The 15,449-nt window shown below is 40.4% G+C and carries 15 protein-coding genes; 1 reads left to right on the forward strand and 14 read right to left on the reverse strand.

What is annotated here, in order from left to right:
- Positions 1–147 precede the first annotated feature (147 nt).
- From ACOQO5_RS12475 to ACOQO5_RS12495, 5 genes are all read right to left on the reverse strand, one after another.
- Positions 148–1,611 carry an aminoacyl-histidine dipeptidase gene (locus ACOQO5_RS12475; RefSeq protein ID WP_420582016.1) on the reverse strand — a complete coding sequence of 488 codons (1,464 nt, stop codon included), beginning with the start codon at positions 1,609–1,611 and terminating at the stop codon, positions 148–150.
- A gap of 157 nt (positions 1,612–1,768) precedes the next feature.
- Complete coding sequence (locus ACOQO5_RS12480) at positions 1,769–4,369, reverse strand: T9SS type A sorting domain-containing protein (protein WP_420582017.1); 2,601 nt, start codon at positions 4,367–4,369, stop codon at positions 1,769–1,771.
- A gap of 151 nt (positions 4,370–4,520) precedes the next feature.
- The gene (locus ACOQO5_RS12485; RefSeq protein ID WP_420582018.1) at positions 4,521–4,814 is read right to left on the reverse strand and encodes a hypothetical protein; all 294 of its coding nucleotides are present in this window, start codon (positions 4,812–4,814) and stop codon (positions 4,521–4,523) included.
- A gap of 164 nt (positions 4,815–4,978) precedes the next feature.
- Positions 4,979–6,766 (reverse strand): tetratricopeptide repeat protein, encoded by a 1,788-nt coding sequence (locus ACOQO5_RS12490; protein WP_420582019.1) that lies wholly within the window; start codon positions 6,764–6,766, stop codon positions 4,979–4,981.
- Between the two features lie 104 nt (positions 6,767–6,870).
- A complete protein-coding gene (locus ACOQO5_RS12495; protein WP_420582020.1) occupies positions 6,871–7,038 on the reverse strand; it encodes a DUF5522 domain-containing protein in 168 nt (55 codons plus the stop codon).
- Positions 7,039–7,241: 203 nt separating this feature from the next.
- Here ACOQO5_RS12495 and rocD point away from each other — a divergent pair, with 203 nt between their 5' ends.
- Complete coding sequence (gene rocD / locus ACOQO5_RS12500; protein WP_420582021.1) at positions 7,242–8,477, forward strand: ornithine--oxo-acid transaminase; 1,236 nt, start codon at positions 7,242–7,244, stop codon at positions 8,475–8,477.
- Positions 8,478–8,535: 58 nt separating this feature from the next.
- Here the strand turns inward: rocD and ACOQO5_RS12505 are convergent, their stop codons facing one another.
- The 9 genes from ACOQO5_RS12505 to ACOQO5_RS12545 all read right to left on the reverse strand — a co-directional run bounded on the left by ACOQO5_RS12505 (position 8,536) and on the right by ACOQO5_RS12545 (position 15,366).
- Positions 8,536–8,952, reverse strand: a complete 417-nt coding sequence (locus ACOQO5_RS12505) for a CBS domain-containing protein (RefSeq protein WP_420582022.1) — start codon at positions 8,950–8,952, stop codon at positions 8,536–8,538.
- 103 nt (positions 8,953–9,055) lie between these two features.
- Positions 9,056–9,514 (reverse strand): carboxymuconolactone decarboxylase family protein, encoded by a 459-nt coding sequence (locus ACOQO5_RS12510; RefSeq protein ID WP_420582023.1) that lies wholly within the window; start codon positions 9,512–9,514, stop codon positions 9,056–9,058.
- A 78-nt stretch (positions 9,515–9,592) separates the two neighbouring features.
- Positions 9,593–10,177 carry a Crp/Fnr family transcriptional regulator gene (locus ACOQO5_RS12515; RefSeq protein ID WP_420582024.1) on the reverse strand — a complete coding sequence of 195 codons (585 nt, stop codon included), beginning with the start codon at positions 10,175–10,177 and terminating at the stop codon, positions 9,593–9,595.
- Positions 10,174–10,800, reverse strand: coding sequence for a 7-cyano-7-deazaguanine synthase (locus ACOQO5_RS12520; RefSeq protein WP_420582025.1), 627 nt, complete (start codon positions 10,798–10,800; stop codon positions 10,174–10,176). Before ACOQO5_RS12520 ends, ACOQO5_RS12515 begins: the two co-directional genes overlap by 4 nt.
- 51 nt (positions 10,801–10,851) lie before the next feature.
- Positions 10,852–11,172 carry a DUF721 domain-containing protein gene (locus ACOQO5_RS12525; protein ID WP_420582026.1) on the reverse strand — a complete coding sequence of 107 codons (321 nt, stop codon included), beginning with the start codon at positions 11,170–11,172 and terminating at the stop codon, positions 10,852–10,854.
- A 3-nt stretch (positions 11,173–11,175) separates the two neighbouring features.
- Positions 11,176–11,967 carry a zinc-dependent peptidase gene (locus tag ACOQO5_RS12530; protein WP_420582027.1) on the reverse strand — a complete coding sequence of 264 codons (792 nt, stop codon included), beginning with the start codon at positions 11,965–11,967 and terminating at the stop codon, positions 11,176–11,178.
- Between the two features lie 57 nt (positions 11,968–12,024).
- Positions 12,025–12,672 (reverse strand): alpha/beta hydrolase, encoded by a 648-nt coding sequence (locus ACOQO5_RS12535; protein WP_420582028.1) that lies wholly within the window; start codon positions 12,670–12,672, stop codon positions 12,025–12,027.
- A complete protein-coding gene (locus tag ACOQO5_RS12540) occupies positions 12,669–13,337 on the reverse strand; it encodes a hypothetical protein (protein WP_420582029.1) in 669 nt (222 codons plus the stop codon). The genes ACOQO5_RS12535 and ACOQO5_RS12540 overlap by 4 nt, the downstream gene beginning before the upstream one ends.
- 481 nt (positions 13,338–13,818) lie before the next feature.
- Positions 13,819–15,366 (reverse strand): glycine--tRNA ligase, encoded by a 1,548-nt coding sequence (locus ACOQO5_RS12545; RefSeq protein WP_420582030.1) that lies wholly within the window; start codon positions 15,364–15,366, stop codon positions 13,819–13,821.
- Positions 15,367–15,449: the final 83 nt, after the last annotated feature.

The following is a 15,449-nucleotide window of genomic DNA, read 5'->3' on the forward strand; positions in this document are numbered from 1 at the left end:
TATTTTTTGATTCTTCTTGAACTAATTAATGTGGGTAACAGGATAGAGGAGTTTTAAGTTCAAACCGCGTCATATCGAACAACGTGAGATATCCCCATCGGCCATGCAGACCCATGGGGACTTCTCCTTACTGGTCGAAGTGACATCCTATTTCCTCTCCGGTATATTCTTCAATGTTTCCAATAGGAAAGGCCAGTACTTCTGTACAGAGCTGATTTGTACTCTTTCATCCGGTGAGTGAGCACCACGAATATTTGGGCCAAAGCTGATCATCTCCATGTCTGGGTAATTGGTTCCTAAAATACCACATTCTAAACCGGCATGACAAGCGCTTACATCTGCTTTATGACCGAAAGTCTTCTGGTACAAGTCATCCATCAATTTCACAATGTCTGCTTCTGGTTTAGGTGTCCAACCCGGATAGTCCCCATCCATGGTAGTCTCTGCACCTAGCAATTCGAAAATGGCCTGAATATTCAAAGCCAAATCCACCTTCTCGGTATCTACCGAACTTCTAGTCAGACACTGAATCGTATATTTTCCGTCTCCAACTAATACTCGAGCTACATTATTTGAGGTCTGAACAAGTCCTTCCATGTCAGGGCTCATGCGATAAATGCCATTGGGCAATGCATATACGGCTCTTAGTAATTTCTTCTGAAAATCCCTATTCAGGACTTGCGAAGGTGCTTCCATCTCACCCAAATCCACCTCCATTTCCGGATCGGTAGTATCATGTTCCTCAATCATCATTTCGGCCAAACCGATGATTTCGTTTTGCAATGCTTCTATTTCAGATTTTAAGACTGAAAGCACGGCTACTGATTCACGAGGTATGGCATTTCTCAACCCTCCTCCATCGATACCAGCAATTCGGATATCAAACTCCGAATCCAAAGCATATAGTAGGCGATTCATTAGTTTATTGGCATTGCCTAACCCTTCATGAATTTGCATGCCGGAATGCCCTCCAGACAATCCTTTCATTTTAATTTCTATTCCTACTCTTTCACCTTGGGCCGTTTCCTCTGAATAAGTCCCTTCTCCCGTGATGTCCACACCCCCGGCACAGCCAATGGTCAACTCATGGTCATCTTCAGTATCCAAATTGAGCATAATGTCAGCATCCAGCAAGCCACCTTTGAGTCCCATGGCTCCAGTCATACCAGTCTCTTCGTCGATAGTAAATAAACCCTCAATTGCTGGGTGTGCAATATCTTTCGAAGCCAACAAAGCCATAATTGAAGCAGCCCCAATGCCATTATCTGCGCCTAGCGTGGTGCCTTTCGCCTTCACCCAGTCACCTTCTACAAACATTTCGATTCCTTGAGTATCAAAATCAAATTCGGTCTCTGCATTCTTTTGATGCACCATATCGATATGACTCTGAATACAAACCGTTTGACGGTTTTCCATACCAGGAGTGGCCGGCTTCTTTATGATGATATTACCAACCTCATCCACATAGGTGTCAAGATTGAGGCGCTCACCGAAATTTTTGACAAATGCAATCACTCTTTCTTCCTTTTTACTTGGCCTAGGCACAGCATTCAAGTCGGCAAAGCAGTTCCACATTTCTTTTGGTTCGAGATTTCTAACGTCGTTGCTCATTTAGCTATTGGATTAATGGTTCAATGAAAATCGTCTGCTAAATTAGGCATTAGCCAAAACATTCCTCAACAAATACATGGATGAATCTGAGTAACCCGAAATCAAAAAAGAGCAGCTCTCACCGCTCCATTTGCACTCAGTCCAATCAATTGTGCTGTTACCTCTTCACGAGGATTTTGGTTGTTGTGATATTTTTATCTTCTATGATCTTCATCAAATAAATGCCCGGCTCCCAACCACTGACATCTATTCTGGCATTTTTTTCTAGTCTACGGTCAAACATTTTCATTCCGTTCACAGAAAATATACTGAGGTAGCCTGATGAGTCATTATTGCCTGTAATAACATGCACCCAGTCATTCGTAGGATTAGGAAATACTCTCAAGGATTCAGTGGTCACGTCCACAGACAACACTTCCGGATTGTTAGACTCTATCACGTCGAACATACGCTGAACCGAACTGGCCGGGTTATAAGTTTCATTGCCAGCCTGACTGGCTTCGATCGTAACTCTACCCGCGCCTGTCATTGTCAATACATTTCCAGATAGAGTAGCCGGCCCGACGATGACAGAAAAACTCACCAATAAACCAGAAGAGGCCGTGGCCTCCAGCTCAAAAGGATCATCATCTTCGCTGCGATCGGGTAGTGCCTCAAAAATGATCTCTTGTGATTGCTTGGCTGGGTCTAGTACGTTGAACGTTACGGTTTTGCTTACCGCTTTATATATCTCATTTCCAGCCTGAGATATTTCAATAACCACTGTTCCAGAGACACCCGTGAGCGTAACCTGCCCAGTTTGATCTACCTCCGCTGGGCCTGAAGTGACAGCATAACTCAACGCCAACTCACTACTTGTCGTTGCACCCAAATTAAAAGGTGCATCATCTATGGATTTGTCATCGAATGCCTGTACCTCTATCTCTTGAGCAATTTTATCTGACAGGCTCGGAGCAGCCCACACCACCATGTTTCTTATGATTTGCCCATATGCGCTGGTTGTATTCACATTTTCTCTTCTCTCACCCAAGGCGACATAAACGACCTTGCCAATGGTACCATCTTCGTTGCCATCAAAATATTGAGTAAAGCCTGCCTGTCTGGTCTGAGTTGGCTCACCTTCTGGAGGCGTAGCATTGTTGGAGAATAAAGGAGTCAAATGATTCACTCCTCTTCCAATTGGGATATCACCAGTATCCTGAAAATTTACGTACAATTCGTCCATTACATTCAGGTACGGCAAATACGAATGTGAATTATTTGACTCAGCTTCGAGCGGATCGTTGTTCCAGGAGTCCATATCAGGATACAACTCCACGTCGTCAAACGCTACCCCGTAAGTAGAAACAAAATGCCCGTGATCGGTAGCATACATATCGAATGTGGTGAGATTGGCGGCCCAAGACGCCGGTGCCGACTCGGCCCCGAAGAGCTCTGTGACCAAGATGTTTTTGTTTTGCCCAGCATGACTGTCATTGTATAAGGCATGATGCAAGCCGATTACACCTCCACCATTGTCTACAAAAGTCACGATAGCCTGCAGCATTTCATCCGTGAGATAGTTCGACCAATGCTTAAAAAACACGATTACGTCATAATCCTCAAAATAGGTTAGAGCCTCAGCCTCGCTGTCCACATCAAAGGGGATCGTTCCCGACAAATCCATCTCGCTAACATTGATGGTCAAATCATCCGCTTCATCGTTGGCCTGAAGTACCGCCAGGAGGTGTGTATAGTCGGCAGGCAGGTTGTCTCCCCCGCCATGATTACACGGCACATCATTTTCTTTATTTCCAGGCCCACAGTTTTCTGTATCAATCTCCCCGCCATGTAGAATCAACGCTTTCACACCAGTTCCCTTTCTGGTTTGGCTCGGATAGGATTCAATAACATTTAAAAATGTTCGTGCGGCATGAGCTACCGTTTGTGGAAACCAATCTCTTGTGGTGATAATACGATAGTCTCCCGATCCATCATCGTTGAGTGAACTGTGAGGGCTGGCGATAGTCACTCGATCATTGGGTCGATAGGTCACATCCAAATTTTCGAGTGTTTCACCAGTTGGTTCTCCGGGGCTTTCGGGGAAGCCTGCTGAAATCTGTCCTTTCAGCAGGCTAAACCCTAAAACTTCATGATCCGAACCACTCGTGTTCGGTATTCTCCAAAATGCAGGGATGCTGGCCCCATGGCATTGCGCCATCACAGGTTTACCTTGTAGCAAAGCATTGATGGCCAAATCGTTCAAATGTGTTGCTGTATTTTCAACTACAGTTGCAGATAGTTCTCGTTCACCTGCCCCTTGGGCAGCGTAAGTTCCATCCACCCGATAGTCAAGTGACCCTGTTCCTCCAACAACCACTATCCCTACATAGTCATCGATAGATTCTACATCTAGCAGGCTGCCCGTAGTACTGGCGGAGGCTGGCACAGCGTTGTAGGTTTCGTTCCACGCCTGTCCGAACATTCCATTAAACTGAGCTTGAAAATCAGAATAGTTGCTTGTTCCATGCGCATTAGCCGCAGTCGGAATATCAGCATAGTGCTCGGTCATATAAATCGAGAAATTCATCGTAGACGCACTGCGCACATCCACTTCATGGCCGGCTGCCTCCAAGGCAGCCTTCATTACGATATATTCCGAATAATAAGTTTGTTCGTGAGAGACAAACATGAGAATAGTATCGGCATACGAAAAATAAGGTACTACTAAAAGAACATGTAAAGTGCAGATATGTAAAATTCTATTGATGTATTTCATTCCAATTTTAATTAGGTATTAGATAGTGTTATTCTAGATTGATTTAGGGTTTACTATTGTTTTAACATTAATCTACTGGTCTAATTTTCAACCTCATCGTCTCATTGGTAATACCTTCAAAACCAGTATCGAATTCGTTTTCTTCCCAATGTCACTCGAGAAAATTGGTTAGATCTACAAAGGCAAAATGTTTAAGGGCCTGTTCTTCAAGAACGCCTATTTCTCGAAGATTTAAAAGTCGGAAATTTGCATTTTCAATTGCTGGTTGAATAGATAATGCGGAAGTAGCTGGATGAGAAAAGACCTGAATTATGGAAGTTGATAGAACCTCGACAAGGATGGAATACCGACTGTTCTGACTAATACGTGATTTAGTTGTATGTACTGTTTGACCAAAGCTATACACACCCAAAAACAATAATATAATAGAAATAAATCCTTTCATGTTTGTGACATTCATAAACCAAATATGAGCTGAAAGGAGTCAGAATTGCTAATCTAAAGGGACTACAAATGGTCTACAGTCATTATTCGTTCGACCAATCGACTTAAATATGCTATAAGTGTTAAAGTATTATTGACGAAAAATAGCCTTAGGCTCATAGAATATCAACCCCAACTTATCTTACCATCTGCCAGTTCCAAGGTTTGGATGTAAGAATTCAATTCCTGCTCTTCTTCTAGTGCTAATTTTTTCTTCAATCTGTAACGGGCCATCTTCACGCTCTTGGGTTCAATGTTAAGAAGTGTTGCAATTTCATTATTTGCTAAATTCATTCTGATCAGTGCGCAAAGTCTTATTTCGTTTTGAGTCAAATCCTTATGGTAAAATTTTAGAACCTCAAAAAGCTGTGCGTGAACACCACTAAAATAATTATTAAAATTATCCCAATCCTTTTCTTGAGCTTTATTGATGGATATTACATTTTTAATTTTTTGTTTCCCCACTCCATCTAATTCCCCAAGATGTTGTTCTATTTCTTCCAAGCCATTTTTATGATGAATCATGTGAAGCGTATGGGCGGACAATTGAGCGATATTTTTTTCCAGCTCCTGTCGAAGTTCTTTCTTTTCATTTTCAAGCTTATGCTGTTTCAAAAACGATCTGGACCTTAGATTAAGAAAAGCCAATAAAGAAATGAATGCCACGGATATTGCCCCAATAGCTATTAATAGTTGCTTGTACTGATGTATTCGATTTTCAGAGTTCAACTTATCTATCTCATGTTGTTTTTTTAATGTTTCTAGTCTAATACGCTGATCTGTAATGGCATCGTCTCTCCGTTCTCGATTAATTGAATCTGCATACGTCATAGACAGCATAGCATACTCATAAGCCTCTTCAAATTTGCTTTGCGCCGCCAATACTCTGCTCAGAAATTCGCTAGACTCAGCTATATACTGCCTATATTTTACTCTCTTTGACTCTGTCAATGCTATATCACTGTAATACTTTGCGCTATCCAACATGTTGAGTCCGAAGTAGTTTTTCCCCAGCTCAGTATATACAGGAGGTATAGATCTGTTTCTCAATCCTTTTGAAAAACGCGCTTTATTTAAGTATTCTATGGCCAGTCTGTGTTCCTTTTTTTGAAAATAGATGTTGCTAATGTTAATTGCAGAAGTCGCTTGACCTTTATTTGATTTTTCTTCGGTAGCAAGCCTATAAGCCTCTTTATAATAGTACAATGCACTGTCTGACATCAGTTGCAGATTATAAACTCCTCCTATACCAATGTATGGGCTGTGGTCATTCTTTCCATCTTTGTGCTTCATAGATTTACGATAGAAGTCGATCGCCTTGTCATAACTTCCTTGTCTCATGTAGACATTGGCAATATTGTGAAGTTCTATATCCACTTTGTGCTCTAGCCCATTTTGGAGCTTGTTTTCGTAAGCTTTGGTGTACCATTCTAATGCTATTGAATAATCACCACGCATCCCGTGGCTCAGGCCAATTTCTGTCAAGCAGTTACTCACATACTTTACCGAATCACATGATTCTAAAATTGGTATGGCTAATAAATAATGTCCTTTAGCTTTTTCGTATTCGGCATTTCTTAGATTCACCTTGCCTAAATACCAAGTCCCAAATCCTTTTTCAAAATACTTCACATTTAATTCTGAAACGGCAACATTTAGAATAAGCTTAGCCGTATCTCTCTCTCCAAGATTACAATAAGCTGCTCCAACATATACTAATGCCTTGTACTTTGCCGTCGCGGAATTTTCTTGTTGACCAATTTCGTAAGCACGATTAGCCCAAAACAACGCGCTATCGCGATTGCTACGCCCATGATGAGCCACTGATAGAGCCTCTTCAAACGAAAGTGATTGGGCTCCACAATAAAAAGAAAAAGAATATAAACAGAACAGCAGAATTGCATTCTTAATCATAACAACAGGTGGAAAGTGAAAAGTAAGTTTACCTTTTAAGAATGCGCAATTCGAAGATAATAAATTATTTACAGGTGTAAATAAACTGAGTAAAGTAGTAAATATTATACTTTCTTCTTAAACCCATACGGGCAATGTTTACATCCATTTTTACAACAATATCCCCTTTTAAGATGATAGGCAGCGGTAAAGACCATGAAGCCTTGCTCGTTGAAGTAATAATCTGGCGAATCGTTCGATTCTGACTGCTGACCGTTGTTTTTATCGCTCAAAGCAAAAGAGTTTCTGTTGTGTTATTCGAAATGCTTTTCGTAATTTTGAGCGAAATTAATTAAAATATAATTGGAACTTCATGGCTAAGACTAGCACTAAGACTGCCAGATGCAGTTGGTTTGAGTAAAGGTCTCATGGACTCCATGTAATGAGTTCTGATCAAAGAACTCATTTTTGTTTGAACAACCCAAAATATACGATCATGGTCAGAGAATTAACAAGCGAACAGGCGATTGCATTAGAAGATAAGCACGGTGCACATAACTATCATCCATTACCAGTGGTATTATCACGCGGAGAAGGCGTGCATGTATGGGATTTGGAAGGAAAAAAATACTATGATTTTCTTTCAGCTTACTCAGCAGTCAACCAAGGACATTGCCATCCAAAAATTGTTAATGCACTAACTGACCAAGCTAAAACATTGACTTTGACTTCCAGAGCATTCTACAATGACGCTTTAGGAGAGTACGAAAAGTACATGTCAGAATTCTTCGGATTTGATAAAATATTACCCATGAACACTGGTGCAGAAGCTGTAGAAACTGCAATCAAGCTATGTAGAAAATGGGCTTACGAAGTAAAAGGCACGCCTGAAAACGAAGCCAAAATTATTGTCGCTGAAGACAATTTCCATGGAAGGACTACAACTATCATTTCATTTTCAAATGATGAAGTAGCACAAAAGAATTTCGGACCTTATACGGGTGGTTTTATCAAAGTACCTCACAATGATATCGATGCTTTGAAAGAAGCCTTGAAAGATCCCAACGTGGCTGGATTCTTAGTGGAGCCCATTCAAGGTGAAGCAGGTGTTTTTGTACCAGATGAAGGATACCTAACTGCCGCTCAAGAAGCATGCACTGCCGCTAACGCATTATTTATCGCAGACGAAGTGCAAACCGGTATCGCTAGAACGGGACGATTGTTGGCTTGTGACCACGAAAACTTGAAACCAGATATGTTGATTCTGGGTAAGGCACTTTCTGGTGGTGTATATCCAGTATCAGCGGTAATGGCGGACAACCGTATCATGGATGTGATCAAGCCAGGCCAACATGGGTCTACCTTCGGCGGAAACCCAATCGCTGCTAAAGTAGCCATGGCAGCACTAGATGTAGTGAAAGATGAAAAATTGGCTGAGAATTCTCAAAAATTGGGTGAGTTATTCAGAGAGCGAATGAACAAATTCATAGAGACCACAGATGTGGTGAAGTTGGTAAGAGGTAAAGGACTATTGAATGCCATCATCATCAATGATACACCTGAAAGTTCTACTGCATGGGACATTTGCGTAGCATTAAAAGAAAATGGATTGTTGGCTAAACCAACGCATGGCAATATCATCCGTTTCGCACCTCCTTTGGTTATGACAGAAGAACAATTGCATGACTGCTGCGATATTATCGAAAAGACAATCAGAGCGTTTAAAAAATAAACGTCATTAGCATTAAAACCCAAAAGGGCTGTGCATCAATTATGCACAGCCCTTTTTTTTAACCATTCAAGAAGTACCGAATAATATCAGTAGTAGTAACGATGCCCACCGTCTTGCCCTCAGCAAGGACGGGTAAAGCATGAAACTCGTGCTCTGTAAAAACCTGAGCAGCCTCTCGAATTGTTTGATCATGGCCGATGATAACTGGATCATGTTTCATGACTTGATTGATGGACAGCATATCAAATATTGCTTGATCAGCATCACCTTGTTCTTCCCCAAATGTATTTCCAAAACTTATTCTCAGCATGTCAGTCTGACTAATTATACCTACCAACTGATTATTTGATAAAACCGGTAAATGCCGGAATTTATTTTTAGCAAATATCTCATTCACCTCGTGCAAGGTGCTGTTGATGTCTATTGTAGAAACGTCTTTGGTCATTATAGTTGAAATGTGCTCTCTCTTTTTCATGATCTTGACTTGTTTATTTCATTATGAAAATAGAGAAAGTCTCTTTGCCCTATAAAGGCTTGCATCACTTCGAAAAGTGATTTATATCAACAATTTTGACACATCAGGCAAACTGGCCAACTGTATATTCACCAGCTTTTGTTTTAAAAGCCTTCATAAAACGATTCCATCCATTGATTCTCACGATGGCCAAGGTCCATGCAGCTATCTCCTCATCAGTGAAAAACTGCTTCATATCAGCATACAGACTATCCTCAATTTCAAAGTTTGAAAGTTGGGTAACTGCTTCGGTGTATTGAAGAACAGCTGCCTCCTTTTCGCTGAACATCTCTGTGTCTTTCCAAGCCGATAACATACTCAATCTCACTGTTGACTCTCCAGCCTCAATCGCCTCTTTGAAATGCATGTCCAGGCAATACGCACAACCATTGAGTTGAGAAGCACGATAGTCGACCATTGCAAGCAATCGCTTATCTAAGCCTGCTGTCTCTAAATAACTACCCATTTGATAAAGACTGAAATACAATCCTTCAGGTGTGTTTTGAAAGCTAATTCGTTCCATTTCTTTTTGATTAAAATTTGATTTTTGATTTAATTGCTCAAATCTCACAAGAGAAATGGAGGGATTTCTTAATGTAGTTTAAGAACGACCTTCAGCCTTCTTTTTTCTGATTTTGCTTAAAAACTCTGGGGTAAATCCCAAATAAGAGGCCAACATATATTGCGGTACGCGCTGAGTGAATGAAGGATTGTGCTTAAAAAAAGTATCATACATTTCTTCGCCAGAAAGGTTGAACATATACTGAATTCTTCGTTGATCCGCGATATGTCTTTTTTCTAATATTGTTCTGAAATACGTACTAATGGTTGGCGACTGTATTGTCAATTGGTCAAAATCAGATTTACTAAGCCTTAAAACAGTACAATCCTCAATAGCTTGAATGTTGAGGTGTGATATGTGTTGATTGACAAAACTGTCATAATCAGTCATCCACCAGTCTTCAATACCAAAATTGACTATTTGCTCAGCACCTTTACTATTAACAAAGTAAGAACGCATACAACCCTGAATAATAAAGTACTTATAGTGGCAGGTATGACCTGAGGTTAGCAAGTGCTCCTTTTTTTGAAACACTTTTTTTGATACGGCTTCCTGAATGAGAAACCAATCTGAATCTGAGAGCTTACAGAATCTGTTGATGTGATCAAACAGTCTATTGTTCATACATCCTCAAACGTTTTCATTTCTTTACAGGTAATGCACTTCCCACACGGTTTGGCAGAATTTTCTTCATAAATCGGTCTTCTGCACCACCAAGTGGCGTTCCTAACTTCAGTGGGTAAAAAATCCCAAATCTCTTTTTTGGTGTAATCGACTACTGGAAATATGTATTCAGCCGGTTTTTGCTGTTCCAAACTCAATGAAGCTTTATATATGGCTTGTGCCCTTTGCATTCTCTTTTGGAAGTTTTCACCCCCACTTTGCACATCCGTTTTGGTTCGACCCATCGCCACATATTTCACATCTGGTCTGGCTGCACATATCTGAGAAGCTGTAAAGGCACAAACATCCATATCCATTGGAAATCGATTGGATTTCAAGACTGCGAATCCTCGGGTGTCAAAAGTACTTTGAGAGAAAACAAATGTTGCTTCCTTCTTATAGTAATTAAGAATGCTTTTTACGGCACTCAACTCAGCCATTGCCCTATTTTCCCTGTTCCAAATATGGATATGATGGATGATAAGCGAATAGGACTTGTACTTCTCGCTAGTCAACAGCTCATGTAACACGCCTGTGGAATCTACTCCACCAGAAAACATGCAAAGAATCTTAGGTTCTGTCACGTATAATAGAATTCAAATTAGAATTTTCAATTTAATCAATTTTGAAATTGATCAAACAAACAGAACATCTTTCACTACCGGCTTTCCAAATTCTTTCTCTAAAAGCTCCAGTACTTTAAATCTAGATTGATTCATTTCATGTTTGAGTGGAGCGGAATTGAGTGTAACGATGAGCACATTATTCCTTACCTCCAACTTGGAAGTCCGGTTTGCAATCGCCTGGCCCATGATCTTGTTCCAGGTTGACAATAAGGTGGTTTGATCAAATTTTTTGTTGAGGTTGTAAGATTTGAGCATGGCATCAATGACATCCTTGACCGTGGCGGTGTCTTGATTCCTAATACTTGCAGCATGTGGCTTTCGTTTGGCCATACTCTAAACTGGGTTTAATGGATCTTGCTTCAAAAGTAGCACTAAGATCCCATAGAGATTGGGCATCAGACTTTTAAATTTCTCCGGTCGTTCGAAAAAATTCTCAATGGCCACTGCAAAAAACTCATCGGAATCTGTACCGGCATAGTCTCTAAACATTCGACTTTTTCCAGAAGAAATATTTTGCATTTCTAGATCTGCCATGCTTTGCCATTGTTGCAGTACAGCTTCGTCGAAAAAACTATACTCGGTATTCAATATTAAATTTTCTAACCGTAAGGCATGAGCCATTTCATGCAAACCTAAATTTCTACCGTCTTTCGGATGGATGTATCCTTCAACAAATGCTTTCCAAGACAAAACAATGGTTCTTAGCCTGGGATTAACTTCTCCTTTGTGAAAGGTGTTGTTAATAGTGGAATAATAATTATCGGGATAAACCAATATTCGTTTGAAATGACTCAAAAAAACCTTAGGATAGCCAAAAGTCAGTTGCACCGCACAAGCTGAGATCAACACTTTCATTTCTTCTGTGACTGTTGGTATCTGTCGTGGGATGAAATCTTTTACGTAAATAAAGTATTGTACTTTTTGTTCGAAGCGTTTTCTGCGATTTGGGCTTAACTGACTGTAATAAGGGAAATGCTTTTTTAAAATTTCTTTCCTCTTAGCTGAAAGAGGTCTTGGAAAACCGGGTACTTGAAAGCCCATGTTGACTTTCCCAGATACACCAGTTAATATAATCACCACAACACTAAGAATGGCTAAAAAAATTACATCTGACGAATCTTGCACAGGTGGTGAAGTCTGCAAGAGAATTGTTAAGCTAGTTATAGTCATTAGGTAAATATATCAATTCAATCCAGACAAAATCTTATCTACATGAACTGAAATTTCTTCCGAATTCTCAACGATAGCAAAATGTCCAGCCTCTTCGATTTTGTAAGCTTCTGTATCTACAGGGTTGGGAAGTAGTCTGTCCTTCGTGGCCACTATCCGAACCAAATTATCAGGTAGCCATTCGTTGTCCCAGTTCAGGACTTTATCAATAGATAATTTAGTCAATATTCGGTCGGAAGTTTTAGCAATTTTAGTTACCATTTGTTTTCCTCTTTCTGACTTAATTCCAAATATCAAAATGAGCCATCTGGGATTAGCGCCAAATAAAAAGCTTGGAAGCAAGCGATTCAATTTGGTTTTGGCAATTACACGAATCCATAATGGCAATTCACTTCGTCTGGCTAACGAAGTGACCAATATGGTCCTTTCAGGCCGAATATGCTTATTCATTTCTACTGCCAGCATGCCTCCAAATGAGACACCCAGAAGTGCAAAAGGTTTTGAGGTGTCTATTTGGTCACAAAGTCGCTTAGCATAAGAAGTCATGTTTTCCCAAGGGTAAGAAGGAACCCATTCTACACAAACTTTTTGGTGATTGATTTGCAGCAATTCGAATACACTGGTATCTGCTCCCAAACCGGTCAGGCAGTAGACTTTCATCCTTTGGTTATACGAACTTGTTGATCAATGATTTGGCCATGACACAGACTTTTCCAGAATTTTTCATTCAAATATTCTTCTTTGATAAAATTAGCCAAAGCTTCAAAATCCGATAGGTCACCAGTTAAAAGTGCCAAATTTATTTTTTCCTCGATAGTATTTTTGAATGTATTTAAATCAGGCGTAATCCAGCCAGAACTATCGCCAGCCACTTTGAATTTACAATAGTAATAGGCTTTCAATCCACTTTCCTCAATTTCTGGTATGATCAATTCATATTCCTTATTCAAGTTGGCGATCAGTTGGTTCATATCTTTTCCTGCCAGATCATACAGTACAAGAGACTTGAAGGTGATATTTACTTCAGCATCTTGTAACTGTCTCCAGTGTGTAAGTAAAGCTTTTGTATCACCATCTGCCATGTTGTGATGAACAATATCTTTAATGGAAATCTTAGGATCATTTTTTTTGAATTCAACACAAGCATCGAGAAAATCCTCCTCCAGGTCAAAGAATTTAGTTAAAGCCCTGGCCTCTCCGAATGAAACAGATAAGTCCCTACCCTTCGCTCTCTTCCAAGCCACTCCAATCGACCATAAATTGGCCAGCAATAGTGCTAATCCAAACAATGCTGCAGCAGCCAAAACCAAAAGTAAAATATCCATAAAGAAAAGATAAAAAAGAATGGTGTGGTGGCAAAGAAAACACTCCCCTAACCCCTCTCAAGAGGGGAACTCTTTTTAAAAGCTAAGACCATTAAAACATTAGTCCGTATTTTTAGATATCCAATCGAATACTGTATTGGTAACAAATCCCATTTTTTCTTTACATCCAAGTCATCAAATCGCAAGAACTTTACTCCATGCTCTTCGATTCTTTTTTTGTCGTATGGCAACCTTTCGCTTCACTTCCCTCAGAGTTCTCGTTGAGTAACTCTGAGGAAGTATCACAAATCTCAGTGTCCCTTACTGGTGACTCTGAACGGGTGAGCACTTGCTCCTGAGACGAAGCAATCCAAACCTCCTAACCCTCTTTTTAAGCAGGGTATTACTCCCTCTTGGAGTAGAGGGCTGGGGAGATTGAACCCGCTTCAATCAAAAAAGGCTCGCAAATGCGAGCCTTTCAATATTATGATGTGTGTGGTATTTACAAGGTCTTGAGCAACTGCTTCAAATCCACTGCCTTTTCAATTTCGGCCACTACTTCGTCCACAGATACCCTACGCTGCTCCATGCTATCGCGCTCACGGATAGTGACCATGCCATCTTCTAAGGTCTGATGATCTACAGTGATACAATATGGCGTACCAATTGCATCTTGTCTTCTGTACCTTCTGCCGATAGCGTCTTTCACATCCATCTGCACGTTGACTGAGTACTTCAGCTCGTCCATAATCTCACGAGCTTTTTCAGGCAAGCCATCTTTGTTTACCAATGGCAATACCGCAGCTTTAACAGGCGCTAGCACAGGAGGAATTCGAAGTACCGTTCGGCTGCTTCCGTCTTCCAATGTTTCTTCTGTATATGAACTGGACAATATTGCCAAGAACATACGATCTAGCCCAATCGAAGTCTCTACTACATACGGTACATAAGACTTCTCTTCTTCCGAATCGAAGAATTGAAGCTTCTTCCCACTAAATTCTTCATGTGCTTTCAAGTCAAAATCAGTTCGTGAGTGAATACCTTCCAATTCTTTGAATCCCATAGGGAATTTGAACTCGATATCACAAGCCGCATTTGCATAGTGCGCGAGGTTTAAGTGATCGTGGAATCGGTAATTTTCTTCGCCTAATCCTAAAGACTTGTGCCAGTTGATTCTTTTTTCTTTCCAGTTTTCATACCACTCCATTTCTGTACCTGGCTTGATAAAAAACTGCATTTCCATCTGCTCGAATTCTCTCATCCTGAAAATGAATTGGCGAGCGATAATTTCATTTCTAAAGGCCTTACCAGTTTGAGCAATTCCGAATGGCAACTTCATTCGACCAGTTTTCTGCACATTCAAGTAATTCACAAAAATACCTTGTGCGGTCTCTGGCCTGAGGTATATCTTACTTGCACCATCAGTCACTGCACCTAGTTCGGTAGAGAACATCAAGTTGAACTGCTTCACATCAGTCCAGTTCTTAGAGCCACTCACAGGATCAGCAATACCCAGCTCCTCAATCAATAATTTAAGATCTTCGAAATTCTCTTCTTCGATATCCTTTTTGAATCGAGCGTTGATCGTGTCAATTTTCTTTTGGTTGTCTAGCACACGGCCATTGGTGGACAAGAACTCTTCTTTATTGAAAGCATCGCCGAATCTCTTTTCAGCTTTTTTTACTTCTTTGTCGATTTTGGCTTCGATCTTGGCTACATGCTCTTCGATCAGTACATCCGCTCTATACCTTTTTTTAGAATCTTTGTTGTCGATCATCGGATCATTGAAAGCATCTACGTGACCAGAAGCTTTCCAGGTAGTCGGGTGCATGAAGATCGAAGCATCTATACCCACAATATTTTCATTCATCTGCACCATGGCTTTCCACCAATAGTCGCGGATATTTTTCTTCAATTCTGCACCATATTGGCCGTAATCGTAAGTGGCACTCAAGCCATCATATATTTCACTAGAAGGGAATACATAGCCGTACTCTTTGGAGTGCGCTATGATCTTTTTCAACAGATTCTGATCGTCATTTTTTGCCATAGCCGCAAAGATATACGAATCGGTGATTTGGGGAAGTTATGGCGGTTGTAAAGTTTATAACTCTTCCAAAGTTTGAAATTTTG

The organism is Reichenbachiella sp. (genome assembly GCF_965223055.1).
Classification (GTDB): domain Bacteria; phylum Bacteroidota; class Bacteroidia; order Cytophagales; family Cyclobacteriaceae; genus Reichenbachiella.

Bases quoted from the DNA above. Each gene is read 5' to 3' on its own strand.
- ACOQO5_RS12475 (WP_420582016.1), bottom strand. From the start codon at position 1,611: ATGAGCAACGACGTTAGAAATCTCGAACCAAAAGAAATGTGGAACTGC.
- ACOQO5_RS12480 (WP_420582017.1), bottom strand. From the start codon at position 4,369: ATGAAATACATCAATAGAATTTTACATATCTGCACTTTACATGTTCTT.
- ACOQO5_RS12485 (WP_420582018.1), bottom strand. From the start codon at position 4,814: ATGAAAGGATTTATTTCTATTATATTATTGTTTTTGGGTGTGTATAGC.
- ACOQO5_RS12490 (WP_420582019.1), bottom strand. From the start codon at position 6,766: ATGATTAAGAATGCAATTCTGCTGTTCTGTTTATATTCTTTTTCTTTT.
- rocD (WP_420582021.1), top strand. From the start codon at position 7,242: ATGGTCAGAGAATTAACAAGCGAACAGGCGATTGCATTAGAAGATAAG.
- ACOQO5_RS12505 (WP_420582022.1), bottom strand. From the start codon at position 8,952: ATGAAAAAGAGAGAGCACATTTCAACTATAATGACCAAAGACGTTTCT.
- ACOQO5_RS12510 (WP_420582023.1), bottom strand. From the start codon at position 9,514: ATGGAACGAATTAGCTTTCAAAACACACCTGAAGGATTGTATTTCAGT.
- ACOQO5_RS12515 (WP_420582024.1), bottom strand. From the start codon at position 10,177: ATGAACAATAGACTGTTTGATCACATCAACAGATTCTGTAAGCTCTCA.
- ACOQO5_RS12525 (WP_420582026.1), bottom strand. From the start codon at position 11,172: ATGGCCAAACGAAAGCCACATGCTGCAAGTATTAGGAATCAAGACACC.
- ACOQO5_RS12535 (WP_420582028.1), bottom strand. From the start codon at position 12,672: ATGAAAGTCTACTGCCTGACCGGTTTGGGAGCAGATACCAGTGTATTC.
- ACOQO5_RS12540 (WP_420582029.1), bottom strand. From the start codon at position 13,337: ATGGATATTTTACTTTTGGTTTTGGCTGCTGCAGCATTGTTTGGATTA.
- ACOQO5_RS12545 (WP_420582030.1), bottom strand. From the start codon at position 15,366: ATGGCAAAAAATGACGATCAGAATCTGTTGAAAAAGATCATAGCGCAC.